The organism is Streptomyces sp. FXJ1.172, assembly GCF_001636945.3.
Lineage (GTDB): Bacteria > Actinomycetota > Actinomycetes > Streptomycetales > Streptomycetaceae > Streptomyces.
Genome location: NZ_CP119133.2, coordinates 6,528,662 through 6,551,723 on the forward strand (window position 1 = coordinate 6,528,662; position 23,062 = coordinate 6,551,723).

Here is a 23,062-nt window from a genome sequence, read left to right on the forward strand (position 1 = left end):
CTCCAAGTGTGAAGCTCTCGTGGAGGAGAGTTGAACACAGGTGCTCGACCGGCCGCAATACCGCGGATGTTCGAACTCCGTTTGTGGAACCGGGTCCAGAAGCGGGCTCAGCCCCGCCCGATGTACGGCATCGCCGTCGCCAGTACTGTCGCGAACTGCACGTTCGCCTCCAGCGGCAGCTCGGCCATGTGCCGCACGGTCCGCGCCACGTCGGCCACGTCCATCACCGGCTCCGGCGCCACCTCGCCGTTCGCCTGGAGCGCGCCGGCCTGCATCCGGGCCGTCATGTCGGTCGCCGCGTTGCCGATGTCGATCTGCCCGACCGCGATGCGGTGCGGCCGCCCGTCCAGCGACAGCGACTTGGTCAGGCCGGTCAGCGCGTGCTTGGTCGTGGTGTAGGCCACCGAGAGCGGGCGGGGCGTGTGGGCCGAGACGGAGCCGTTGTTGATGATCCGGCCGCCTTGCGGATCCTGTTCCTTCATCCGCCGGTACGCCGCCCGCGCGCACAGGAACGCCCCGTTGAGGTTGACGTCCACCACCTGCCGCCAGTCGTCGTACGACAACTCCTCGACCGGGACCTCGCGGGGCCCGTTGATCCCCGCGTTGTTGAACAGCAGGTCCACCCGCCCGAACCTGTCCACCGTGGCCGCGAACAGCGCGTCCACGTCCTCGGGGCGGGAGACGTCGGTGCGTACGGCGAGGGTGGCGCCCCCGGGGACCAGTGCCGCCGTCGCCTCCAGCGTCCCGGTGCGCCGGCCGGCCAGCGCGACCGACCAGCCGGCCCGCAGCAGCTCCACGGCGACGGCCCGCCCGATGCCGGAGCCGGCCCCCGTCACCACCGCGATCTTCGATTCCCTGTCAGTCATGGCTCCGCAGCGTAGGCGGGAAGTCCGCCATGCGGAATGGCATGTCCGCCATACGGTTATCCGCCGATGCGCCCCCCCGCGCCTCGTTCATCCGTGCATCGGCAGTGTGTGCGAGCTGAGAGCATGGGTGCCGGTTCTGTACGAGAGGGATACGAGAGGGAGGGACACATGCCCGAGCACGCGGCGCCGGCCACGGCGCGGACCGGGCACACCGCACCGCCCCCGGCCGCCGCCCGCCGCGCCGGACTGCTCGTCACCCTCGTCCTCGGCGGCCTCACCGCCACGCCCCCGCTCGCGATGGACATGTACCTGCCGTCGCTGCCCGAGGTCACCCGCGCCCTGCACGCCCCCGCCGCCACCGTCCAGCTCACCCTCACCGCCTGCCTGGCCGGCATGGCACTCGGTCAGCTGGTCGTCGGCCCGCTGAGCGACCGCTGGGGACGGCGCCGGCCGCTGCTCGCCGGCCTCGCCGTCTACGTCCTCGCGACCGCCCTGTGCGCGTTCGCGCCGAACGTCGAGACCCTGGTCGCCTTCCGTCTGGCCCAGGGCCTCGCGGGCGCGGCCGGCATCGTCATCGCCCGGGCCGTCGTACGCGACCTGTACGACGGCGTCGCCATGGCCCGCTTCTTCTCCACCCTGATGCTGATCTCCGGGGCCGCGCCCATCGTGGCCCCGCTGATCGGCGGACAGATCCTGCGGGTGACCGACTGGCGCGGCGTGTTCGTCGTCCTCACGGCGGTCGGCGCCCTGCTGGCCGTGCTCGTCCGGCTGCGCCTGCCGGAGACCCTGCCGCCCGCCGAGCGGCACCGCGGGGGAGCGGCCGAGGCCCTGCGCACCATGCGCACCCTGCTGGCCGACCTGCCCTTCACCGGCTACATGCTGGCCGGCGGCTTCGCCTTCGCCGCGCTGTTCGCCTACATATCCGCCTCCCCCTTCGTCGTCCAGGAGATCTACGGCGCCTCCCCGCAGACCTTCAGCCTGCTGTTCGGCCTCAACTCGGTCGGTCTGGTGATCGCCGGACAGGTCAACGGCAAGGTGCTGGCCGGCCGGGTGAGCCTCGTGAAGGTGCTGGCCTGCGGCCTCGCGGTGATCGTGCTCGCGGCCACGGCGCTGCTGCTGACGGCCACCGGGGCCCTCGGAGAGGTGGGCCTGACCCCGATCGCGGCCGCGCTCTTCGTCCTGATGTCGGCGATGGGCATCACACTCCCCAACGCCCAGTCCCTCGCCCTGCTGCGCACCCGGCACGCCGCCGGCTCCGCCTCCGCGCTGCTCGGCACCACCTCCTTCCTCGTCGGCGCGGTCGCCTCGCCGCTCGTCGGCATCGCCGGCGAGCGGACCGCCGTACCCATGGCGCTCGTCCAACTGGCGGGAGCACTGGTCGCGGCGGCCTGCTTCGTGGGAATGTGCCGTCCCTGGAACACACGGGGGAACACCCGTGCGGGGCCGGAGGGAGACGAGAACTGAGCGCACCGAGACTGCGCGCCGACACACCGGAGCGGGCCGGGCTCGACCCGGTGGCCATCGAGCACCTGGTCGGCGACGTGCACGCCCTCACCGCCGGAGACCACCCCTGGGCGGCCGGCGCCGTCGTCCTGGCCGGCCGGGGACCCGTGATCGCCGTGGCCGAGGCCGCGGGCTGGGCGGTGCGCTACGCCGCCTGCGACCCCGAGACCGGCACCGGCGTCGAACTGCCGCCCGAGGCCCGGGTCCCGGTCACCGTCGGCACACCCTTCGACCTGGCCTCCCTCACCAAACTGTTCACGTCCGTCGCCGCCGTGCAGCAGATCGAGCGCGGCACCCTCGGCATGGACGCCCGGGTCGGCGACTACCTGCCCGACTTCCACGCGGCGGCCGCCCACGGCATCACCGTCCGCCAGCTGCTCACCCACACCTCCGGGCTGCGCCCCGAACTCCCGCTGTACGACTGCCCCGACGACGCCACGAGGCTGTCCCTGCTCAGAGCGGAGACCCCGGCGATGGGGCCGGGCACCTACGTCTACTCCGACCTGAACATGCTCCTGCTCCAGTTCGTGCTGGAACGCATCACCGGGCGGGCCCTCGACGTCCTGATCGAGGACGGCATCACCCGCCCGCTCGCCATGACGGCGACCCGCTTCGGCCCCTGCCCCGGCGCGGCGGCCACCGAGGACCAGCGGCGGCCGTGGGCCAAAGCGGACCGGGGGATGCTGCGGGGTGTGGTCCACGACGAGAACGCCTGGGCGCTCGGCGGGGTGGCCGGACACGCGGGCCTCTTCTCGACCGCCCCCGACCTGGCGGTCTTCTGCCGCACCCTGCTCGCCGGCGGCTCCTACGGCCCCGCCCGCATCCTCGGCCCCGACTTCGTCGAACTGCTCCTGACGCCACCGGGCCTGGGCTTCACCGTCGACCAGCCCTGGTTCATGGGCGCCCTGTCGGGAGGCGGCGCGGCGGGCCACACCGGATTCACCGGCACCTCCCTCGTCCTCGACCCGGCGACGGACACCTTCCTGGTCCTGCTGGCGAACAGGGTCCACCCGAGAAGACGCCCGCCGGACAGCGGTCCACGGGCGGCGCTGGCGACGCTGCTGGCAAGGGCGGTGGTCTGAAAACAGCACCGTAGAATCACCGGGTGGACGACCCCGTGACCCCGGCCCAGGCCCTGCGTGCCGCTCTGGACGACATCCTCGACGGACTCCCGCCCAGGCAAGCCGCCGCAGCCGTGGAACGGCTGATCGCCAACTACCGCGGGGACACCCCGACGCACGCGCCGATCCTCCGCGACCGCGCGGACGTCGCCGCCTACGCCGCCTACCGCATGCCCGCCACCTTCGAGGCCGTCCGCTCGGCGCTGGAGGCGTTCGCGGCGGCCGTGCCCGGCTGGACGCCCGGCAGCCATGCCGACGTCGGCGGCGGCACCGGCGCCGCGACCTGGGCCGTCACGGCGACCTGGCCCGGCGAGCGCGGCGTCACCGTGCTGGACTGGGCCGAGCCCGCCCTCGCCCTCGGCCGGGAGATCGCCGCCGCCAACCCGGCCCTCACCGGCGCCCGCTGGCAGCGCGCCCGGATCGGCGCCGACCTCGCCCTGGAGGACACCGACCTCGTCACGGTGTCGTACGTCCTCAACGAACTCGCCGAACCCGACCGCGCCGCCCTCGTCGACGCCGCGGCCGCCGCCGCGCAGGCAGTGGTGATCGTGGAGGCCGGCACCCCGGCCGGCTACGCCCGCGTCATCGAGGCCCGCGACCGCCTGATCCGCGCCGGACTGCACGTCGTCGCCCCCTGCCCGCACAGCGCCGCCTGCCCCATCGAGCCCGGCCGGGACTGGTGTCACTTCTCCGCCCGGGTGAGCCGCTCCTCCCTGCACCGCCAGGTCAAGGGCGGCACCCTGGCCTACGAGGACGAGAAGTTCTCCTACGTCGCCGCGAGCCGCCTGCCGGCGGAGCCTGCCGCTTCCCGGATCGTCCGGCGCCCCCAGATCCGCAAGGGCCAGGTGCTGCTCGATCTCTGCGAGGCCGAGGGGCGGTTGGGTCGCACGACGGTGACCAAGCGCCACGGTGACGTGTACAGGGCGGCGAGGGACGCGGAGTGGGGGGACGCCTGGCCGCCCGGGGACCCGGACGCGTAGCGGCGCCGCATGCCGAGCACGTCACCGCCCCCTCACGGGGCTCTTGTTAGCGTCGGTCCCATGGTCAAGAACCCCGCCCCCGATGCCAGGCGCCGCAGCGAGAAGTCCCGCCGGGCGATCTACGACGCCGCCCTCGCCCTGGTCGGCGAGGTCGGGTACCCGAAGACCACCGTCGAGGGGATCGCGGCCCGCGCCGGGGTCGGCAAGCAGACGATCTACCGCTGGTGGCCGTCCAAGGCGGCCGTCCTGCTGGAGGCGTTCTTCGACCTCTCCACGCAGGCCGCGCAGGAGGCGGGTCAGGAGCCGTACGCCATCCCGGACACCGGCGATCTGGCCGCCGATCTCAAGACGGTGCTGCGGATCACCGTGGACCAGCTCCTCGACCCGCGCTTCGAGGTCCCCTCCCGGGCGCTGGCCGCCGAGGGCGTGGTCAACGAACCGGTCGGCCGCGAGTTCGTCACCAAGCTCCTCGAACCCCAGCTCCAGCTGTACGTCGACCGGCTGCGCTCCGCCCAGGACGCCGGGGACGTACGGCCCGGCATCGATCCGCGCATCGCCCTGGAGCTGTTCGTCTCCCCCCTCGCGCAGCGCTGGCTGCAACGGACGGGACCGATCACATACGACTACACGGACACTCTGGTCGACTACGCCCTGCACGGAATCGGACCCCAGACACCCCGAAGCACATGAAGATGGGACGATAAGGCATGCTGTCCGCACACCAGCGCGGCGACCTGCGAGGCGAGGGGATAGATGAGCGCGACGTTCGGCGGCCGGTCCGGCCGGCGGGGCAAACTCTCCCAGTGGCTGCTCGGACGCCGCCCGAAGGAGGCCGCCGCCGACACCGGCGGCCGCGAGGCCCTGCTGCTCGGCGCCGCCGCGGCGGGCCTGCCACTCGCCCCCGCGGCGCACCCCGCCCCCGGCTACCGCTGCTCCTGCGACCGGGTCGGCTGTCCCACCCCGGCCCGGCACCCGGTGTCGTTCGCCTGGCAGACGCAGTCCACCACCGACCGCGCCCAGATCGAGCACTGGGCCCGGCACCAGCCGCAGGCCAACTTCATCACCGCCACCGGCATGGTGCACGACGTCCTCGACGTGCCCTTGGCGGCCGGGCGTGAGGCCCTGGACCGGCTGCTCGGCGAGGGCGTCGAGATCGGTCCGGTCGCCGAGAGCGACGACGGCCGCATGCTGTTCTTCACCCTCACCCGCGGCACCCCCGAGGACGAGGACGAGTGGTGGCCCTGCGAGCTGGACTGCCACCCCGAGACCATGGACGAGCACCCCGGCCTGCGCTGGCACTGCCGGGGCTCCTACGTCCTCGTACCGCCCGCCCGGCTCCCGGGCGACGACCAGCAGGTGCGCTGGGTACGCGGCCCGGAGCACGCCCTGCCGGACCCGCTGACCCTGCTGGAGACCCTCACCGACGCCTGCGCCCGCCACGCCGGCACCGGACAGCAGGGCGCCGCCTGGCCGCTGCGGCACTAGACACCAGGCACTGCCCGCGCCCCTTCGGGGCGCACTACGCGCCCTGCGCCGACGTCAGCCCCGGCACCCGGCCCAGCATGGACACCGCGCCGCTGCCCGCCGGGTCCAGGACGACCTCGTTGGACATCAGCTCCAGCGTCAGGGACTGCTTCACCTCGCCCTCCGTCAGGGCCTGCACGTCCTTGTTCTGGGCCGGCATCGTGGTGCCCGCGGCGACGGTCCGCTTCTCGTAGTGGTGCGTGGTGAAGAACACCAGCGCCCCGCCGTCCGCCGTGCGCAGCGCCAGCGGCCGGTAGTCGCCGCTGGTCAGCGGCTTGTCGATGAACTGGGTGACCAGACCGGGCTTGTTGGCCCGCTTGGCGCGGTCCGCGCGCTCCGCGCTGGTGTACGCGCCGTCGGCGAAGGTCCCGCCGCCCTTTTGCAGGTACGTCGCGTAGGCCTGGCTCAGCCGGCCGGGCGCGACGGCGAGCTGCGCCGAGCGGGCCGGTACGGCCTCCGCCCAGCCGTCCTCGTCGGTCTTGAACTGCGGTACGGCGCCGGGCGCGACGAGCGTCAGATACGCCACCTGCCAGCGCTCGCCGAGGCCATTGCGGGTGAACACCAGCAGCCAGCGCGCGCCCGATGCCTTGTTGCCCTTGGCGTCGGCGACGAACCAGCGCGGCCAGCCGGCCTTCTTGGGGATCGTGATCTTCACGTCCGTGAGCTTCAGCGGCACGTGGTCCGCGTTGCCCGACGGGCTGTTGGCGTGCCCGGCCTTCAGACGCGCGGCGTCGATGTCACCGAACGGGCCGGTGACGTAGGGCGCGTCGAGGGAGCTGTCGAAGGCCTTGTCGGCCTTGTTGTACGCGGTCGTGAACGCGGTGAGCGCCTTGGCGGCCTCGGCGCGCGTGGCGGTGGGGAGCACCTCCCGCTCACCGTGCACCACCACGCATCCGCTCGCCGTCAGCGACAAAGCGGTCAACGAGGCCGCTATGAGTGCGTTCCGGGCACGCCTGCGGAGCCTGCGCGGGCTGTGATCCCTGCTCATCGGGTCCTTTCACCTTCCCCTTCCCGGAGGCGAACCCTACCGGGGCGAGGAACGCCGCGAGTGCCGGGACCAGGTACAGCGGCCAGACCGTGACCGATGTTTCAATTCCCGGGTGACTGACTACGACGTACTCCGCGTCTTCTGCGGACCGGACGGCGGCTACGGCAACGAACTCGGTGTCGTCCGCGAGGGCTCGGTCCTGCCCGAGCGGAGCGACCGGCAGGCGCTGGCGGCCAAACTCGGCTTCAGCGAGACCGTGTTCGTGGACGACCCCGAGCGCGGCGTGATCGACATCTACACCCCCACCCTGCGGCTGCCCTTCGCCGGTCATCCCTGCGTCGGCACCGCCTGGCTGCTCGACGTGCCCGAACTCGTCACGCCCGCGGGAGTCGTCGGGGCCCGGCTGGACGGCGAGTTCAGCTGGATCGAGGCCCGCGCCGAGTGGGCCCCGCCCCGCACCCTGCGCCAGTACGCCACCCCCGCCGAGGTCGACGCCCTCGATGAACCCCCTCCCGGGGAGTGGATCTACGCCTGGGCCTGGGAGGACGAGGCGGCCGGCCGGGTCCGCGCCCGCGCGTTCCCCGGCCGTGACGACGGCATCGACGAGGACGAGGCCACCGGCGCGGCGGCGATCCTCCTCACCGACCGGCTGGGCCGCGCCCTGAACATCACCCAGGGCAAGGGCTCCCAGATCCTCACGGCCCCGCAGCCGCACGGCTGGGTGGAGGTAGGGGGACGGGTGTTCCTCGAGCGTTGACCAGTGCCGGGGCACTAGGCGCTCAGCGGGAACTCCTCACCCAGCGCCCTGAACACGGCCGTGTTCAGGGCGAACGCCTGCTTGCACTCGGACACGATCCGCTGCTTCTCGAGGTCGTCCACGGCCATCCCGTCCAGCAGCTCCCGGTAACTCCGCTTGAACGCGGCCGGGTTGGCGACGTCCTCGAAGACGTAGAAGCGGACCCCGTCGCCCTTCTTCGTGAAGCCCCAGGTCTTCTCGGCCCTGTCGCGGATGATCTGGCCGCCGGACAGGTCGCCCAGATAGCGGGTGTAGTGGTGGGCGACATAGCCGCCGGGCCAGTGCTCGGCACACGCGCGGACCCGGTCCGCGTACGCCCGCGTTTCGGGCAGCGCCGACAGGGTCGTCCGCCACCCGGCGCCCCGCAGATGCGCCAGGTCCCGCTCCAGCGCCGGCAGCCGCAGCAGCTCCGGCCGGACGAACGGCCCCGCCACCGGGTCCGCGGCCAGCCGCCCGGCATCGCTCTCCAGTGCCTCGTACACGAACCACAGCTGTTCGGTGTAGCGACCGTACGCGGCCACGCCCAGCCTGCCGCCGAGCAGGTCGCTCATGAAGGTCGAGGTCTCCGCCTCCATGTGCTGCTCGTGGGAGGCGGTGCGGATGAGTGCCGAGAAGGAGTCCATGAACCCGTCCCTGGATGGTCTGCGGAGCTTTGCCGACACCTTGTCGGTAAAAGTCTACAAGACAAAGCCCACCCCGGCACGGAGTGGGCCCGTCGTCGCTGGAAGACGCCGGTCAGGGAAGAGTCAGGATCTCCGCCCCCGTCTCCGTCACCACCAGCGTGTGCTCGAACTGCGCCGTCCGCTTGCGGTCCTTCGTCACGACCGTCCAGCCGTCGTCCCACATGTCGTACTCGTGGGTGCCCAGCGTCAGCATCGGCTCGATCGTGAACGTCATGCCCGGCTGCATGACCGTCGTCGCGTGCGGGCTGTCGTAGTGCGGGATGATCAGGCCGGAGTGGAACGAGGAGCTGATCCCGTGGCCGGTGAAGTCACGGACGACGCCGTAGCCGAAGCGCTTGGCGTACGACTCGATGACCCGGCCGATGATGTTGATCTGCCGGCCCGGCTTGACCGCCTTGATCGCGCGGTTCAGGGACTCCCGGGTCCGCTCCACCAGCAGCCGCGACTCCTCGTCCACGTCCCCGACCAGGTAGGTGGCGTTGTTGTCGCCGTGCACCCCGCCGATGTACGCCGTCACGTCCAGGTTGACGATGTCGCCGTCCTTCAGGACCGTCGAGTCCGGGATGCCGTGGCAGATGACCTCGTTGACCGACGTGCACAGTGACTTGGGGAAGCCGCGGTAGCCCAGCGTGGAGGGGTAGGCGCCATGGTCGCACATGTACGTGTGGGCGACCTTGTCCAAATGGTCCGTGGTGACCCCGGGCGCGATGGCCTTCGCGGCCTCCGCCATCGCCTGCGCGGCGATACGGCCGGCGATCCGCATCGCCTCGATGGTCTCCGGGGTCTGCACCTCGGGCCCGGTGTACGGCGCCGGCGCGGGTTTGCCGACGTACTCGGGGCGGCGGATGTTTCCGGGGACCGAACGGGTGGGGGACAGCTCCCCTGGTACGAGCAGCGACTGGCCAGACATGCCAGCGAGTCTATCCAGCGGAGATGGGGGAACATGTCCGTGGCGAGAGGAGCTGTTCATGGCCCTGTTCAAGAAGCGCACCGTCGGCAAGCCGGGCGAGTGGTTCTACTGCCTGGAGCACAAGAAGGTCGAGGAGGGCCCGGAGTGCCCGGGCAAGGACCGCTTCGGGCCGTACGCCTCGCCCGAGGAGGCCCGGCGCGCGATGGAGACAGCCGCCGAGCGCAACCTCGAGTGGGAGAACGACCCGCGCTGGCACGACGCGTCGGCCCGCCCGGACGCCGACGGCGAGTGATCAGTCCACGGCCGGCCCGCTCGCAGCCGGTTCGGCGGCGGCGCGCCGCTCGCGCATCCGTACCGCGTGCTCGTTGGTCCGGGCGTCGTACGTCATGAGCCCCGGCAGCCACAGCGCGAGCAGGCCCATCGCGCCCGCGCACGCCAGGCCGCCGAGGGCGACGGAGGTCCGTACGCCCGCCCAGGCGGCCAGACCGCCCGCCCGGACCTGGCCGAGCTGCGGGCCGACCGAATAGGACAGCAGCTCGATCCCGGCGAGCCGGCCGCGCAGCTCGTCCGGGATCGTCTGGTTCCACATCGCGGCCCGGAAGATCCCGGAGACCATGTCGAAGCCGCCGCCGACGGTCAGGAACACAAGGACCAGCCACACGTTCCCGCACCCGCCGGCCGCCGCGACCGCCAGGCCCCAGCCGGTGGCCGACAGCACCACCAGCAGCCCGTGCCGGTGCACCCGGGAGGCCCAGCCGCCGGTCAGGCTCACCAGCATCGCCCCGGCCGGGACGGAGGCGTACATCAGGCCGAGCGCCCAGCGGGCGTGCAACTCGTCGGCGAGGAACGGCAGGACGGCCAGCGGCATGGCCAGGAACATCGCCGCGAGGTCGACGACGTAGGTGCCGAGGAGTTCCTTACGGCTCCACGCGTACCGGGCGCCTTCCAGGACGGCGTGCAGCGAGGGCTTCGACGCCTCGTGGGCGGCGGGGGAGGGGGCGATCCGCACGATGTAGGCCACCGACACGGCGAAGGTCAGCAGGTCGGCGGCGTAGGCCCAGCCAAGGCCCGCGTAGGCGACGACCACGCCCGCGACCGCCGGGCCGGCCACTCCGCCGACGGTCCAGCGCAGCGAGTTCAGCGAGGCCGCCGCGGGCATGTCGTCGTGGGCGACGATCCGGGGCCACAGCGAGTCCAGCGCCGGGCGCTGGACGGAGCCCAGGGCCGAGGAGAGCGCGGCGATGGCGTACAGCGGCCAGACCGCGGGGCGCGGGAGCAGGGCGTTGAGCAGCAGGACCGCGCTGAGCAGGCCCTGACCGGCCTCCGTCCGCACGATGAGCTTCCGCTTGTCGAGGGCGTCGGCGAGGGCGCCGCCGTACAGGCCGCAGACGATGAGCGGCAGCAGCTCCACGGCACCGATCGCGCCGACCGCCGCCGCGGAGCCGGTGAGGTCCTTCAACTGGACGGGGAGCGCGACGAAGGTCAGAAAGCTGCCGAAGTTGCTGATCAGCCCTGACGTCCAGAGCCGCCGGAAGTCCTGGGAGGCCCGCCAGGGGGAGAGGTCGGGGAGGAAACCGCGGAGGAAACCGCGCAGGAGGTCGCGGGGCACAAGGGATCATGCTCGGCCGGGCGGGATCGGCGGGCAACCGGATTTCGCGGCAGGCAACCGGATTTCAGCGGGCCGTCCCGGGCGCTCCACCCCGGGCGGGCGGGCGAGTCACCACGGGGCGGGCGGCGGTGCCGTCACGATCTCCGCCAGCCTCGACAGCCGGTCCCGGAAGCCCCGGCGCCCCGTCAAAGGCCCCCCGTTCTCGCCCGCCGCCGCGCTGACCAGGTGCTGGACCGTGTCCAGGTCCAGCTCCGCCCCTTTCGGAACCGCCAGCGACTCGTGCGCCATCGCGTCGAGGCCGCCCCCGTCGGCACCGAGTGCCAGCACGGTCACCCCGGCCCGCCGGGCCGCATGCACCCGCTCCAGCAGCGGCGCCGGCTCCTCGGGCGCCACGACCAGCAGGGTCTCACCCCGCCGCGCCGCCTCGATCCGGCCCGGTCCGACGGTCAGGTGGGGCGGGTCACCGGGGCGCGCCCGGTGCCGTACGAGTGTCGGCGCCAGCTCCGGCGTACCCGACCACGCGGCCTCGTCCACCAGATGCGCCGCCAGGTGCCACGGCTCGTACTCCGGCGTGCCGACCAGCAGCAGCCCGCCCCCGTGCGCCACCACCGACCCGCGCAGCACCCCCGCGAACCTCCGGGTGGCCCCGAGCCACTCCGTCCCGGCGAGCACTTCGCGCAGCAACGCGACCCGTACGGCGTCCATGCGACCGCATCCTGCCGCAACCGGCCACTCGTGACGCGCAGTTCACCCGGAATTCGCCCGTCCCGGGGACATACACCCCTCCCACTCCAGCCGAGGAGCCGCCCCATGACCGAGGTCACCGTCCCCTTCCACGCCGGACACCAGGGCTACGCCGCCTTCCGGATCCCCGCGATCGTGGTCACCGGCGCCGGCACGCTGCTCGCCTTCTGCGAGGGCCGCCACGACTCCGCCGCCGACCACGGTCACATCGACATCGTGCTCAGGCGGTCCACCGACGGCGGACGCACCTGGGGCCCGCTCACGGTCGCCGCGAGCAACGGCACCGGCCTAGTGCCCCAACAGGCAACGTTCGCCCCGTCGCGACGCCCGGCACGCTCCCCCAGCCTTCGGCCGGGAGGTGCCCCCACTCGCCGCACCGCCCGGAAGCCCAAGTACGTCCAGTACGAGGGCATCCGGCCGGCACACCGAGAGCACGCACCGGACGCCGCTCCTTGACGGGCAGACGTTGCCTGCCGGGGCACTGGCCGGCAACCCCGCCCCCGTCGTCCTCGACACCGGCCGCGTCCTGCTCGTGCATGTCCGGGCCGCGGCCGGGGCCACCGAGGACGCCGTCCGGCGCGGCCGGGTCGAGGACGCCGACGGGCGCCGGGTGTGGGTGCAGCACAGCGACGACGACGGCCTGACCTGGTCCGCGTCGCGGGAGATCACCGCTCAGGTGAAGCGGCCCGGCCGGCGCTGGTACGCCACCACCCCCGGGCACGCCCTCCAGCTCGCCTCGGGACGTGTGCTCGTCCCCACACCCTCCCGCCCGCCGGCACCGACACCGGCGCCGAGGCGAAGTACCACAGCGGCCACTGCCTGCTCAGCGACGACCGCGGCGAGAACTGGTACCTCGGGTACGCCGACGAGAACACCGACGGCTCCGTCCAGGTGAACGAGACCACCGCGGCCCAGCTCCCCGACGGGCGCGTCTACTTCAACACCCGCAACGAGTCGGGCAGTTCCCCCGCCAACCGCGCCGACGCCCACTCCGCCGACGGCGGCCGCACCCTCGTCACCCCCTTCCGCCCGCAGGCCTCACTCGTCGCCCCCGTCTGCGAGGCCTCCGTCCTCCAGCTCCGCGACCCCGACCTGCTCCTGTGCTCCGGCCCGGCCGACCCCGCCCGCCGCGCGCTGATGACCCTCCGCGCCTCCGCCGACGGCGGCACCACCTGGCGCCCGGTGTTCACGGCCGACGCGCTGCCCGCCGCCTACTCCGACCTGGTCCGCGTCGACCCCCGCACCGTCGGACTCCTCTACGAGAGGGGCGACTTCGGCGCCTACGAGACGATCACCTTCCGCCGGGTCCCGCTGCACCGGCTCACCTGACCCGCTGCCGCCCCCGGCACGGACGTAGAGTCGGGCCCATGACCTCTACCGACAGCGCACAGACCCCTGCGAAGGCCCCCGCCAAGGACCCCTGGGACCTGCCCGATGTGTCCGGGTACGTCGTCGGCGTCCTCGGCGGTACCGGCCCGCAGGGCAAGGGCCTCGCCTACCGGCTCGCCCGGGCCGGCCAGAAGGTGATCATCGGCTCCCGCGCCGCCGAGCGTGCCCAGGCCGCCGCCCGGGAACTCGGCCACGGCGTCGAGGGCGCCGACAACGCCGAGACCGCGCGCCGCAGCGACATCGTGATCGTCGCCGTACCGTGGGAGGGGCACGGCGACACCCTGGCCGCCCTGCGCGAGGAGCTGTCCGGCAAGCTCGTCGTGGACTGCGTCAACCCGCTCGGCTTCGACAAGAAGGGCGCCTACGCCCTCAAGCCGGAGGAGGGCAGCGCCGCCGAGCAGGCCGCCGCCCTGCTGCCGGACTCCCGGGTCACCGCCGCCTTCCACCACCTGTCGGCCGTCCTGCTGCAGGACCCGCAGATCGAGCAGATCGACACCGATGTGATGGTGCTCGGCGAGGAGCGGGCCGACGTGGAGGCCGTGCAGGCCCTCGCCGGGCGCATCCCCGGCATGCGGGGCGTCTTCGCCGGGCGGCTGCGCAACGCCCACCAGGTGGAGTCGCTGGTCGCGAACCTGATCTCCGTCAACCGCCGCTACAAGGCCCACGCCGGGCTCCGCGTCACGGACGTGTGAGCGGATGGGGGACACTGGTGGGCGCCAGCAGTGTCCCCCACAGCACCCGAAAGCGGACTCCCATGCCCCCCGTGCCCCCGCCCGCCCAGACCCGGCGACTCGCCCTCTACGCCCTGGCCGTGTGCGTCCTCGCCGTGGCCGCCGCCGTCGTCTCCTTCGTCCAGGGCAGCTGGCTGGGGATCGTCTGGGTGCTGCTGGCGGGTCTGTCGTCCAACATGGCCTGGTACTACCTCAGGCGCGGCCGGCAGGCGGCGGGGCAGGGCAAGTCCGTCACGAGCTGACCGTGCAGATCTCCGGGGTGCCGCGCCAGAAGCGGTACATCTCCTGGCCGCAGTAGCGGGAGTAGTCGTCGACGCCGAGGCCCCGCAGGATCGCGTCGATCGCGTCGAAGAACATGGTGTTGACCGATGGCACCCACAGCAGCGCGAACACGAACAGCAGCCCGTACGGTGCGTACGGCGCCAGCTGGCGCTTGACCTGGTGCGACAGCCACGGCTCGAGGACGCCGTAGCCGTCCAGGCCGGGCACCGGCAGGGAGTTCAGGACCGCCGCCGTCACCTGGAGCAGGACCAGGAACGCCAGCGCGAAGCGGAAGCCGGCGGGCACCCCGTCCAGCGCGTGCAGCCAGAACGGCGCGCTGCACACGGCCGCGAACAGCACGTTCGTCAGCGGGCCCGCCGCCGAGACCAGGCTGTGCCGCCAGCGGCCCCGGATCCGGCCCCGCTCGATGAACACCGCACCGCCGGGCAGGCCGATCCCGCCCATGATCAGGAAGAACACCGGCAGCGCGATGCTCAGCAGGGCGTGCGTGTACTTCAAGGGGTTCAGCGTGAGGTAGCCCTTGGCGCCGACCGTGATGTCCCCGCCGTGCAGGGCCGTGCGGGCGTGCGCGTACTCGTGCAGGCACAGCGAGACGATCCAGGCCGCCGTCACGAACAGGAACACCGCGACGCCCGGCCGTGCCGCGTACCCCGTCCAGGTGGCCCAGCCCGTCACCGCCGTCACGGCCAGGATCCCGAGGAACACGGGAGAGACCCGGCGCTCGCCGCGGCGCGTGGTGGCGGTGGTCATCAGCGGGCTCCTGTGTGGTGGGGGCCGTCGGGAATGCGACCGTACCGGCAGCGCGGCCGTGGGGGAAACGTCTGGGCCTCGCAGACGACGTCCGGGCCTCGGAGACAATGGACCCCGTGCGCTATCGGCTTCTCGGCACCACCCAGGTACTCCGCCCCGACGGCACGCCCGTCCCGGTCGGCGGGGCGCGGCTGCGCACCCTGCTGAGTGTGCTCGCGCTCAGGGCCGGGCGGACCGTGCCCGTGGGCGTGCTCGTGGACGAGGTGTGGGGCGCCGACCCGCCCGCCGACGCGGCAGGCGCACTGCAGGCGCTCGTGGGACGGCTGCGCCGGACCCTCGGCGCGGACGCCGTCGCCTCCGCCGACGGCGGCTACCGGCTCACCACCGCCTCCGACGACCTCGACCTCACCCGCTTCGAGCGGCTGACCGGCGACGGCCTCGCCGCGCTCGCCGACGGCGACGCGGCCAGGGCCGCCGCCGTCCTGGACGACGCGCTCGCCCTGTGGCGCGGCCCCGCCCTCGCCGACCTGCCCGGCCACACCGCCGAGGCGGCCCGCTGGGAGACGCGCCGGCTGGACGCGCTGCGCGCCCGGCACACCGCCGCCCTCGCCCTCGGCCACGCCGAGCAGGTGCTCCCCGAGCTGACCGCGCTGTGCGACGGCCATCCGCTGGACGAGCCGCTGCAGGCACTGCGGCTGCGCGCCCTGCGCGACGCCGGCCGCCCCGCCCAGGCGCTCGCCGCCTACGAGGACGTACGGCAGCTGCTCATGGAGCGGCTCGGTGCCGACCCGGGGCCCGAACTGCGCGCCCTGCACGCCGAGTTGCTGACAGCCGAGGCGCGGGAACCCGCGAAGCCGCGGCAGGCCCGGACCGCCGTGGGCAACCTGCCCGCCCGGCTCACCTCGTTCGTGGGCCGGGAAGCCGACATCGACGCCATCGGCGCCGATCTGGCACGGGCCCGGCTGGTCACCCTGCTCGGGCCCGGCGGCGCAGGCAAGACCCGGCTGTCCCAGGAGGCCGCGGAGGCGGTACGGCACACCGTCCCGGACGGCGTGTGGCTGGCCGAGCTGGCTCCCGTGGACGACCCCGAGGCCGTACCGCAGGCCGTGCTCACCGCGATCGGCGCCCGCGAGACCGTGCTGCACGGCGCCGGTGTCGAGAACATGCGCGCGGTCACCGACCGGCACGACGCACCCCTCGAACGGCTCCTGGAGCACTGCGCCCGGCGCCGGATGCTGATCGTCCTCGACAACTGCGAGCACGTCGTGGAGGCCGCGGCCGAGCTGGTCGCCCGGCTGCTGGCCCGCTGCCCGCACCTGGTCGTCCTCGCCACCAGCCGCGAACCCCTCGGTGTGCCGGGGGAGTTGGTGCGGCCGGTGGAGCCGCTGCCGGAACCGGTCGCGCTCAGGCTGCTCGCCGAGCGGGGTGCGGCAGCCCGGCCCGGGTTCTGCACCGAGGACGATCCGCAGGCCTGCGCCGAGATCTGCCGGCGGCTCGACGGGCTGCCCCTCGCGATCGAGCTGGCCGCGGCCCGGCTGCGCATGCTCACCCCCCGGCAGATAGCCGCCCGGCTGGACGACCGCTTCCGGCTGCTCACCTCGGGCAGCCGCACCGTGCTGCCGCGCCAGCAGACCCTGCGGGCCGTGGTGGACTGGTCCTGGGAACTGCTGGACGCGGACGAACGCGACGTCCTCGCCCGGCTGTCGGTCTTCGCCGGCGGCTGCGACCTGGCCGCCGCCGAGGCCGTGTGCGGCCCGGTCGCGCTCGACGCGCTCGGCTCGCTGGTGGACAAGTCCCTGGTGGTCGCGGCCCCTTCGAGCGACGGCGGGATGCGCTACCGCCTCCTGGAGACCGTCGCCGAGTACGCCGCCGAACGGCTGGACGAGAGGGGCGGCCGCGGCGACGCCGAACGCGCGCACCTGACGTACTACCGCGAACTCGCCCGCACCACCGACCCGTTGCTGCGCGGCCCCGAGCAGCGCACCGCCATCGACCGGTTCCAGCTGGAGTACGAGAACCTGCGCACCGCCCTGCGGCACGCCGTCACCCTCGGCGACGAGCAGGAGGCGCTGTGCCTGGTGCTGTCCCTGCTGTGGTTCTGGCAGATGCGCGACCAGCGCCTGGAGACCCGCACCTGGTGCCGGGAGGTCATGGCGCTCGGCCCCGACCCGTTCGCCGCACCCCTGCGCCCGGCCCGCCCGGTCCGGCAGCGCTGCACCGATGCCCCGCCGCCGTACACCGGCGAACTCCTCGCCGAGGCCCGGCGCGGTGTCCATCTGGCCCATCTCGCCTGCATGGAGACCGAGTTGGACGCCTGGCAGACCCCCGAGGCGCGGGCCAAGCTGCGGGCCGTCACCGAGGTGTACGAGCCCGGCCTGCCGCAGACCTGCCGGGCCCCGGGCATGCTGTGGATCTTCGCCGAGATGCTGACCGGCGGCATGGACCGGCTGCGCAGGATCATGGACGCCACCGTGGAGACCTGCCGGAACATCCCCGGCTACGACTGGGAGCTGGCCGGCGCCCTCCAGCTGCGCGCAGGCCTGCTCGCCAACCGCACCGCCTGGGCGGGCGACGCCTCCCGCGACGCCGACGAGGCGCTGGAGATCTACCGCCGCCTCGGCGACGCGTGGGGCACGGCCGAGGCGCTGTCCGCGCGCGGCGAGGCCCATGAGCGCAAGGGCGCCTACGAGGCCGCCGCCGTCGACTACCAGGCCGCCATCGAGTACGCCGAACGCCTCGGCGCCCGCGCCCAGATGGCCATCCTGGGCGCCCGGTTCGGCAGCGTGCTCATGGAGCAGGGCGAGCTGGAGCGCGGCGAGCGGATACTCCGCGATGTCATCGCCAGCCAGGACGGCTCCTTCAACGAGGCGATGCCCGCCGCCCGGCTCTTCCTCGCCTGCTGGCTCGGTGTGTACGGCCGCACGGGCGAGGCGCGCCAGCAACTCCGGCTGCTGCGCGAGGAGTTCAAGATCGCGCACTTTGTCGTCTTCGATGCGATGATCCTCCTCCAGGAGGCCTGGCTGGACGCCATCGACCGGCTGCCGGAGCAGGCCCTGGGCCGGGTCCGCGAGGCGCTGCGGCTGGCCGGTGACCCGCTGTCCGAGGCCATCAGCCCGCAGCTGCCCTCCGTCTGCCTCGCCGTCGCCGCGATGGCCCTGGCCGAGCGGGGCGAGGCGGGTGCCATGGCCGGTGCCCGCTGTCTGGGCGCCGCCGAGGCCCTGCTGCCGCCCGGCCATGTCGCCTCCGGCATGGAGCGCAGGGCGCACGACATGACCGAGGCCCGGCTCAGGGAGAAGCTGGACGCGGCCGTGTACGCGGCCGCGTACGCCGAGGGCGGTGGCCTCTCCCTCGCGGAGGCCACCGCCCTGCTGTGACGTCCGGCGTGCGAACGTCAGGTCTTCGTACGGAACTTGTGCATCGCGATCGGGCCCATGACCGCCGTGATCGCGACCGACCAGATCACGGTCACCCACAGATCGTGGGCCACCGGGCCGCCGTTCATCAGTCCGCGGGCCGCGTCGGCGAGCGCGGACAGCGGGTTGTAGTCGGTGAAGTGCCGCAGCCAGCCGGGCATCGATTTGGTGGGCGCGAAGATCGAGGAGCCGAACTGCAGCGGGAAGAGCACCAGGAAGCCGACCCCCTGCACCGACTGCGCGTTCTTCAGCATCACGCCGAGGGTGAGGAACACCCACATGATCGAGGAGGCGAACAGCGCGGACAGTCCCACGGCGGCGAACAGGCCCGCCCAGTGGTGGATGTGGAAGCCGACCAGGACGGCGACGACCATCAGGATGGCGGTGGCGAACAGCATCCGCCCCAGCTCGACGGCGATCTTCGCGAAGAGCACGGACCCGCGCCCGATCGGCAGCGACCGGAAGCGGTCCATGACCCCGCTGTTGAAGTCCTGGCTGAACCCGGTGCCGACGCCCTGCGAGAGGGTCATGCTCATCATCGCCAGCATGCCGGGGATGACGTACTGCACGTACCTGTCCTGGCCGCCGCCCAGCGCCTGGCCGATCGAGCCGCCGAAGACGTACACGAACAGCAGGGTGAAGACGATCGGCATGAACAGCGCGTCGAACATCGACTCCGGGTCCTGGCGGATCCAGAGCAGATTGCGCCGGACGAGCGCGCCGGTGTGCCGCAGGTGCCCGCGCAGCGGGATCCGGACGTCGCCGTCGGTGGTGGTCATGGTCGTGGCGCTCATACGGCGACCTCCTCGCGGGTCTCGGCGGGCGCGGCGTCCTGCGGGGCACCGGCGCGGTGGCCGGTGAGGGACAGGAACACCTCGTCCAGGCTGGGCAGTTCGGTGGTGATGGCGGAGATGGTGATGCCGCGCGCGGTGACCGCGCCGACCGCCGCCGTCAGCTGCTCGTCGCTGAGGACGGGCACCAGCAGCGTCCCGCTCTCGGGGTCCACGGTGGTGGTCGCGAGCCCGGTGATGCCCAGCTCGTCCAGCATGCCCGCGAGCGGGCGCAGCTGCGCCGGGTCCACGGGCCGTACGCGCAGGGTACGGCCGCCGACCTTGGCCTTCAGCTCCTCGATCCCGCCGGTGGCGATGACCTTGCCCCGGTCCACCACGGTCAGCTCGGAGGCGAGCTGCTCGGCCTCCTCCATGTACTGGGTGGTGAGCAGCACGGTGACGCCGTCCCCGACCATGGCCTTCACCTCGTCCCACACCTCGTTGCGGGTCCGGGGGTCGAGGCCGGTGGTCGGCTCGTCCAGGTACAGCACGTGCGGCCGCCCGATCATGGAGGCGGCGAGGTCCAGCCGCCGGCGCATACCGCCGGAGTACGTGCTCGCCGGCCGCTTGGCCGCCTCCGTCAGGGAGAACCGCTCCAGCAGCTCGTCGGCGCGGGCGCGGGCGTCCTTGCGGGACAGGTCCAGCAGCCGGCCGATCATGTACAGGTTCTCCCAGCCGGGCAGCTTCTCGTCGACGGAGGCGTACTGCCCGGTGAGTCCTATGACCCGGCGCAGCTGCCGGGGCTGTCGCACGACGTCGTAGCCGGCCACGGTGGCCTGTCCGGCGTCGGGGGTGATCAGGGTCGACAGGATCCGTACGAGGGTGGTCTTGCCGGCGCCGTTCGGCCCGAGCACGCCCATCACGGTGCCCTCGCGCACGTCCAGGTCGACGCCGTCCAGCGCCTTGGTCTCGCCGTAGTGCTTGACCAGTCCCCGCACCGTCACTGCGTGGCTCGCGCCGACGGGGTCGTCATCGATTCGCGTCATGCAGAAGACGGTGCCAGCGCCTGCCGACAAACCACCGACATCCCACCGACAGCCACCGACAACGTGCCGACGACTACCGCAACCATCAATTGAGGAACCACGACGGCGAGCAACCACCTCCGCGAGAGCGGCGCCGGTTTAGGCGCAAAAAAGGGGGGCAGCCCCGCTGACGGGGGAAGATCAGCGGGGCTGCCGGGGTGTTGCCGCAGTGGCTAGTGGACGGAGTGCTCCTCCAGCGGGAACGCACCGCCGACGACGTCCTCGGCGAATTCCTTGACCGCGTCGCCCATGACCTCACGCAGGTTCGCGTACTTCTTGACGAACTTCGGGACCCGGCCGGAGGTCAGGCCCAGCATGTCCGTCCAGACCAGGACCTGCGCGTCGCACTCCGGTCCCGCGCCGATACCGACCGTCGGGATGTGCAGCACCCGCGTGACCTCGGCCGCCAGCTCCGCCGGAACCAGCTCGAGCACGACGGCGAAGGCGCCCGCGTCCTGCACGGCCTTGGCGTCGCGCAGCAGCTGCTGGGCGGCCTCCTCGCCGCGCCCCTGCACGCGGTAGCCCATGGCGTTCACGGACTGCGGGGTCAGTCCGATGTGGGCCATCACCGGGATGCCGGACTCCACCAGCAGCCGGATCTGCTCGTGCGAGCGCTCGCCGCCCTCCAGCTTGACCGCGCCGGCCCCGGCCTCCTTCACCAGCCGGGTCGCCGAGCGCAGCGCCTGCACCGGGCCCTCCTGGTAGGAGCCGAAGGGCAGGTCGGCGACGATCAGGGCGCGCTGCGTGCCGCGCACCACGGCGGCCGACAGCATGGTCATCTCGTCCAGCGTGACGGGCACGGTCGTGTCGTACCCGAGGTGGCAGTTGCCCGCCGAGTCGCCGACCAGGATCACCGGGATCCCGGACTCGTCGAAGACGGAGGCGGTCATCGCGTCGTAGGCGGTGAGCATGGGCCACTTCTCGCCGCGTTCCTTGGCGAGGGCGATGTCGCGAACAGTGATACGGCGTGTGCCCTTCCCCCCGTACAGCGCCTTGCTGCCGTCGGCGGGCTTCGTCTGGGCAGCCGAAAGCTGCGTCATTGCAACGGCTCCTTCAGTCATCTCGAGGCGCCCTGACGGCGTCCCCGGATCGTCTCCATGGTGGCACTTCGTGCCGACCAGGGCCAGGGGGACCCCCTGTGATCCCGTCGAGTGCGCCTGCACGCCCGCTCGACGCCCGCTATGTAAGGTCTCGGTAAAGGCCTTAGATACGAGACCGTTCCGTATCGAAATGGTCGTAGGCTCGAACACATGACAAGTCCCGTCCCTGCCTCCCGGATACCGGAAGCGGTGCACCGGCGCCGATGGGCCATCCTCGGTGTGCTGATGCTGAGCCTGCTCATCGTGGTGCTCGACAACTCGATCCTGAACGTCGCCATCAAGACCATCTCCACCCCGGCGCCCACCGGCCTCGGTGCCAGCCAGGGGCAGATCGAGTGGGCGATCAACGCCTACACCCTCGTCTTCGCCGGCCTGCTGTTCACCGCGGGCCTCGTCGGCGACCGCCTCGGCCGCAAGAAGGTGCTGATCGGCGGCATCGCCGTGTTCGGCATCGGCTCGATGCTGGCCGCCGAGTCCGGCTCGCCGGACCAGCTGATCGCCTACCGCGCCCTGATGGCCCTCGGTGCCGCCTTCGTCATGCCCGCCACCCTGGCCGTGCTGATGAACGTCTTCGAGCGCGAGGAACAGCCCAAGGCCATCGGCATCTGGGCCGGCGGCGTCGGCCTCGCCATCGCCATCGGCCCGATCACCGGCGGCGCTCTCCTCGACCACTTCTGGTGGGGCTCGGTCTTCTTCGTCAACGTGCCGATCGTGATCGTCGCGCTGATCCTGATGACCTGGCTGGTGCCCGACTCCCGCGACCCGCTGCCCGGCCGCCTCGACCCGATCGGCGTCGTCCTGTCCGTCGTTGGCCTGGTCCTGCTCGTCTACGGCATCATCAAGGGCGGCGAACTGGCCGACTTCACCGACACGAGGGTGCTGGCCACCAGCATCGCCGGGCTCGTCGTGCTCGCCGCCTTCGTCGTCTTCGAGAAGCGCAGCGACCACCCGTCCCTCGACGTCACCTACTTCAAGAACAAGGTCTTCTCGGCCGCCATGAGTGCCATCGCGCTCGTGTTCTTCGCGCTCATGGGCGTCACGTTCTTCGGCGTCTTCTACACCCAGAGCGTGCGCGGCTACTCGCCGCTGGAGGCCGGCGTGCTGATGCTGCCGCTCGCCGCCGCGCAGATGATCTTCGCACCGCGTGCCCGGCTGCTCGTCGACCGGTTCGGCAACAAGGCCACCACCACCGCGGGCCTGCTGCTGATCGCCGCGACGCTGGCCGCCTTCGCCACCTTCGAGGCCGACACCCCGATCTGGCTGCTCGAGGTCGTGTTCTTCCTCATGGGCACCGGCATGGCCCACATCATGACGCCGACCTCGGTCGTCATCATGCAGGCCCTGCCGCGCGAGAAGGCCGGCTCCGCCTCCGCGCTCAGCAACACCTTCCGCCAGGTCGGCGGCGCCCTCGGCATCGCCGTACTCGGCTCGGTGCTCGCCACCTCCTACCGCAACGGCATCGAGGGCAAGCTCGGCCCGCTGCCGCCCGCCCTGCGCGAGAAGGCCGGCGAGTCCATCGAGGCCACCCTCGGCATCGCCGGCCGGCTCGGCCCGCAGGGCAAGGCCCTCATCACCCCCGCCAACGACGCGTTCCTGCACGCCATGCACGTCACCGCCCTGTGCGGTACGGGCGTCGCGCTCATCGGCGCGGTGGTGACCGGCCTGTTCCTGCCGGGCAGGCCGACGTCGGGTCACAAGGGCGAGAAGGAGACGGAATTGGTCGCGGCCGCGGACTGACGCGCATCACGGGGCAGTGGTTCGTACGGGGGAGGGAGGCCGCTGCGGGACAATTCCCGCAGCCCAGTGAGAGGACGGAAA

At 72.6% G+C, this 23,062-nt stretch carries 21 protein-coding genes and 3 pseudogenes; 13 read left to right on the top strand and 11 right to left on the bottom strand.

What is annotated here, in order from left to right; translation table 11 throughout:
* Window positions 1–107 precede the first annotated feature (107 nt).
* On the bottom strand, window positions 108–866 hold the full coding sequence (locus tag A6P39_RS29250) for an SDR family oxidoreductase (protein ID WP_067040745.1): 759 nt from the start codon (window positions 864–866) through the stop codon (window positions 108–110).
* A gap of 168 nt (window positions 867–1,034) precedes the next feature.
* Here A6P39_RS29250 and A6P39_RS29255 point away from each other — a divergent pair, with 168 nt between their 5' ends.
* From A6P39_RS29255 to A6P39_RS29275, 5 genes are all read left to right on the top strand, one after another.
* Window positions 1,035–2,330, top strand: a complete 1,296-nt coding sequence (locus tag A6P39_RS29255; protein ID WP_067040744.1) for a multidrug effflux MFS transporter — start codon at window positions 1,035–1,037, stop codon at window positions 2,328–2,330.
* Entirely contained in the window at window positions 2,270–3,451 is a 1,182-nt protein-coding gene (locus A6P39_RS29260; RefSeq protein WP_199840701.1) for a serine hydrolase domain-containing protein, read from the top strand. Before A6P39_RS29255 ends, A6P39_RS29260 begins: the two co-directional genes overlap by 61 nt.
* A gap of 23 nt (window positions 3,452–3,474) precedes the next feature.
* Entirely contained in the window at window positions 3,475–4,470 is a 996-nt protein-coding gene (locus A6P39_RS29265; protein WP_067040742.1) for a small ribosomal subunit Rsm22 family protein, read from the top strand.
* Between the two features lie 60 nt (window positions 4,471–4,530).
* Window positions 4,531–5,160 carry a TetR/AcrR family transcriptional regulator gene (locus A6P39_RS29270; protein ID WP_067040740.1) on the top strand — a complete coding sequence of 210 codons (630 nt, stop codon included), beginning with the start codon at window positions 4,531–4,533 and terminating at the stop codon, window positions 5,158–5,160.
* 63 nt (window positions 5,161–5,223) lie between these two features.
* Window positions 5,224–5,955: a bifunctional DNA primase/polymerase gene (locus A6P39_RS29275; RefSeq protein WP_067040737.1), complete on the top strand. Its 732-nt coding sequence runs from the start codon at window positions 5,224–5,226 to the stop codon at window positions 5,953–5,955.
* Window positions 5,956–5,989: 34 nt separating this feature from the next.
* Here the strand turns inward: A6P39_RS29275 and A6P39_RS29280 are convergent, their stop codons facing one another.
* Window positions 5,990–6,916 (bottom strand): hypothetical protein, encoded by a 927-nt coding sequence (locus A6P39_RS29280; RefSeq protein WP_234378761.1) that lies wholly within the window; start codon window positions 6,914–6,916, stop codon window positions 5,990–5,992.
* Window positions 6,867–7,076 (bottom strand): annotated as a pseudogene (locus A6P39_RS29285) (hypothetical protein); the annotation flags it as partial. The pseudogene A6P39_RS29285 and the gene A6P39_RS29280, both read right to left, overlap by 50 nt.
* A gap of 18 nt (window positions 7,077–7,094) precedes the next feature.
* Between A6P39_RS29285 and A6P39_RS29290 the strand changes: the two are divergent.
* Window positions 7,095–7,739: a PhzF family phenazine biosynthesis protein gene (locus tag A6P39_RS29290; protein ID WP_067040732.1), complete on the top strand. Its 645-nt coding sequence runs from the start codon at window positions 7,095–7,097 to the stop codon at window positions 7,737–7,739.
* A gap of 14 nt (window positions 7,740–7,753) precedes the next feature.
* Here A6P39_RS29290 and A6P39_RS29295 read toward each other — a convergent pair whose 3' ends face one another.
* Complete coding sequence (locus A6P39_RS29295) at window positions 7,754–8,401, bottom strand: biliverdin-producing heme oxygenase (RefSeq protein ID WP_067040729.1); 648 nt, start codon at window positions 8,399–8,401, stop codon at window positions 7,754–7,756.
* A gap of 112 nt (window positions 8,402–8,513) precedes the next feature.
* On the bottom strand, window positions 8,514–9,371 hold the full coding sequence (gene map, locus A6P39_RS29300) for a type I methionyl aminopeptidase (RefSeq protein ID WP_067040726.1): 858 nt from the start codon (window positions 9,369–9,371) through the stop codon (window positions 8,514–8,516).
* A gap of 58 nt (window positions 9,372–9,429) precedes the next feature.
* On the opposite strand from map, the gene A6P39_RS29305 reads away from it, so the two are divergent.
* On the top strand, window positions 9,430–9,663 hold the full coding sequence (locus tag A6P39_RS29305) for a hypothetical protein (RefSeq protein ID WP_067040723.1): 234 nt from the start codon (window positions 9,430–9,432) through the stop codon (window positions 9,661–9,663).
* On the opposite strand, the gene A6P39_RS29310 is transcribed toward A6P39_RS29305, so the two are convergent.
* Both A6P39_RS29310 and A6P39_RS29315 read right to left on the bottom strand, forming a co-directional pair.
* Entirely contained in the window at window positions 9,664–10,980 is a 1,317-nt protein-coding gene (locus A6P39_RS29310) for an MFS transporter (protein WP_079133177.1), read from the bottom strand.
* A gap of 108 nt (window positions 10,981–11,088) precedes the next feature.
* A complete protein-coding gene (locus tag A6P39_RS29315) occupies window positions 11,089–11,685 on the bottom strand; it encodes a hypothetical protein (RefSeq protein WP_067040720.1) in 597 nt (198 codons plus the stop codon).
* A gap of 105 nt (window positions 11,686–11,790) precedes the next feature.
* Between A6P39_RS29315 and A6P39_RS29320 the strand changes: the two are divergent.
* The 4 genes and pseudogenes from A6P39_RS29320 to A6P39_RS29335 form a co-directional block, all read left to right on the top strand.
* Window positions 11,791–12,015: pseudogene (locus A6P39_RS29320) on the top strand (sialidase family protein); the annotation flags it as partial.
* A gap of 190 nt (window positions 12,016–12,205) precedes the next feature.
* Window positions 12,206–13,053: pseudogene (locus A6P39_RS29325) on the top strand (sialidase family protein); the annotation flags it as partial.
* Window positions 13,054–13,091: 38 nt separating this feature from the next.
* The gene (gene npdG, locus A6P39_RS29330) at window positions 13,092–13,805 is read left to right on the top strand and encodes an NADPH-dependent F420 reductase (RefSeq protein WP_067040714.1); all 714 of its coding nucleotides are present in this window, start codon (window positions 13,092–13,094) and stop codon (window positions 13,803–13,805) included.
* A 62-nt stretch (window positions 13,806–13,867) separates the two neighbouring features.
* A complete protein-coding gene (locus A6P39_RS29335) occupies window positions 13,868–14,086 on the top strand; it encodes a hypothetical protein (protein WP_067040710.1) in 219 nt (72 codons plus the stop codon).
* On the opposite strand, the gene A6P39_RS29340 is transcribed toward A6P39_RS29335, so the two are convergent.
* Window positions 14,076–14,876 carry a site-2 protease family protein gene (locus A6P39_RS29340; protein WP_067040707.1) on the bottom strand — a complete coding sequence of 267 codons (801 nt, stop codon included), beginning with the start codon at window positions 14,874–14,876 and terminating at the stop codon, window positions 14,076–14,078. The two genes, A6P39_RS29335 and A6P39_RS29340, sit on opposite strands and share 11 nt — an antisense overlap.
* A 107-nt stretch (window positions 14,877–14,983) precedes the next feature.
* Here A6P39_RS29340 and A6P39_RS29345 point away from each other — a divergent pair, with 107 nt between their 5' ends.
* Window positions 14,984–18,250: an AfsR/SARP family transcriptional regulator gene (locus A6P39_RS29345; protein WP_067040704.1), complete on the top strand. Its 3,267-nt coding sequence runs from the start codon at window positions 14,984–14,986 to the stop codon at window positions 18,248–18,250.
* Between the two features lie 17 nt (window positions 18,251–18,267).
* Here the strand turns inward: A6P39_RS29345 and A6P39_RS29350 are convergent, their stop codons facing one another.
* From A6P39_RS29350 to panB, 3 genes are all read right to left on the bottom strand, one after another.
* A complete protein-coding gene (locus A6P39_RS29350) occupies window positions 18,268–19,083 on the bottom strand; it encodes an ABC transporter permease (protein ID WP_275883919.1) in 816 nt (271 codons plus the stop codon).
* Window positions 19,080–20,105: an ATP-binding cassette domain-containing protein gene (locus A6P39_RS29355; RefSeq protein ID WP_067052946.1), complete on the bottom strand. Its 1,026-nt coding sequence runs from the start codon at window positions 20,103–20,105 to the stop codon at window positions 19,080–19,082. Before A6P39_RS29355 ends, A6P39_RS29350 begins: the two co-directional genes overlap by 4 nt.
* A gap of 212 nt (window positions 20,106–20,317) precedes the next feature.
* Window positions 20,318–21,184 carry a 3-methyl-2-oxobutanoate hydroxymethyltransferase gene (gene panB / locus A6P39_RS29360; protein WP_067052949.1) on the bottom strand — a complete coding sequence of 289 codons (867 nt, stop codon included), beginning with the start codon at window positions 21,182–21,184 and terminating at the stop codon, window positions 20,318–20,320.
* Window positions 21,185–21,394: 210 nt separating this feature from the next.
* Between panB and A6P39_RS29365 the strand changes: the two genes are divergently transcribed.
* Window positions 21,395–22,981, top strand: coding sequence for an MFS transporter (locus tag A6P39_RS29365; protein WP_199840957.1), 1,587 nt, complete (start codon window positions 21,395–21,397; stop codon window positions 22,979–22,981).
* Window positions 22,982–23,062 lie beyond the last annotated feature (81 nt).

Bases quoted from the DNA above. Each gene is read 5' to 3' on its own strand.
- A6P39_RS29250 (WP_067040745.1), bottom strand. From the start codon at position 866: ATGACTGACAGGGAATCGAAGATCGCGGTGGTGACGGGGGCCGGCTCC.
- A6P39_RS29255 (WP_067040744.1), top strand. From the start codon at position 1,035: ATGCCCGAGCACGCGGCGCCGGCCACGGCGCGGACCGGGCACACCGCA.
- A6P39_RS29270 (WP_067040740.1), top strand. From the start codon at position 4,531: ATGGTCAAGAACCCCGCCCCCGATGCCAGGCGCCGCAGCGAGAAGTCC.
- A6P39_RS29275 (WP_067040737.1), top strand. From the start codon at position 5,224: ATGAGCGCGACGTTCGGCGGCCGGTCCGGCCGGCGGGGCAAACTCTCC.
- A6P39_RS29295 (WP_067040729.1), bottom strand. From the start codon at position 8,401: ATGGACTCCTTCTCGGCACTCATCCGCACCGCCTCCCACGAGCAGCAC.
- map (WP_067040726.1), bottom strand. From the start codon at position 9,371: ATGTCTGGCCAGTCGCTGCTCGTACCAGGGGAGCTGTCCCCCACCCGT.
- A6P39_RS29305 (WP_067040723.1), top strand. From the start codon at position 9,430: ATGGCCCTGTTCAAGAAGCGCACCGTCGGCAAGCCGGGCGAGTGGTTC.
- A6P39_RS29315 (WP_067040720.1), bottom strand. From the start codon at position 11,685: ATGGACGCCGTACGGGTCGCGTTGCTGCGCGAAGTGCTCGCCGGGACG.
- npdG (WP_067040714.1), top strand. From the start codon at position 13,092: ATGACCTCTACCGACAGCGCACAGACCCCTGCGAAGGCCCCCGCCAAG.
- A6P39_RS29335 (WP_067040710.1), top strand. From the start codon at position 13,868: ATGCCCCCCGTGCCCCCGCCCGCCCAGACCCGGCGACTCGCCCTCTAC.
- A6P39_RS29340 (WP_067040707.1), bottom strand. From the start codon at position 14,876: ATGACCACCGCCACCACGCGCCGCGGCGAGCGCCGGGTCTCTCCCGTG.
- A6P39_RS29345 (WP_067040704.1), top strand. From the start codon at position 14,984: ATGGACCCCGTGCGCTATCGGCTTCTCGGCACCACCCAGGTACTCCGC.
- A6P39_RS29350 (WP_275883919.1), bottom strand. From the start codon at position 19,083: ATGAGCGCCACGACCATGACCACCACCGACGGCGACGTCCGGATCCCG.
- A6P39_RS29355 (WP_067052946.1), bottom strand. From the start codon at position 20,105: ATGACGCGAATCGATGACGACCCCGTCGGCGCGAGCCACGCAGTGACG.
- panB (WP_067052949.1), bottom strand. From the start codon at position 21,184: ATGACGCAGCTTTCGGCTGCCCAGACGAAGCCCGCCGACGGCAGCAAG.
- A6P39_RS29365 (WP_199840957.1), top strand. From the start codon at position 21,395: ATGACAAGTCCCGTCCCTGCCTCCCGGATACCGGAAGCGGTGCACCGG.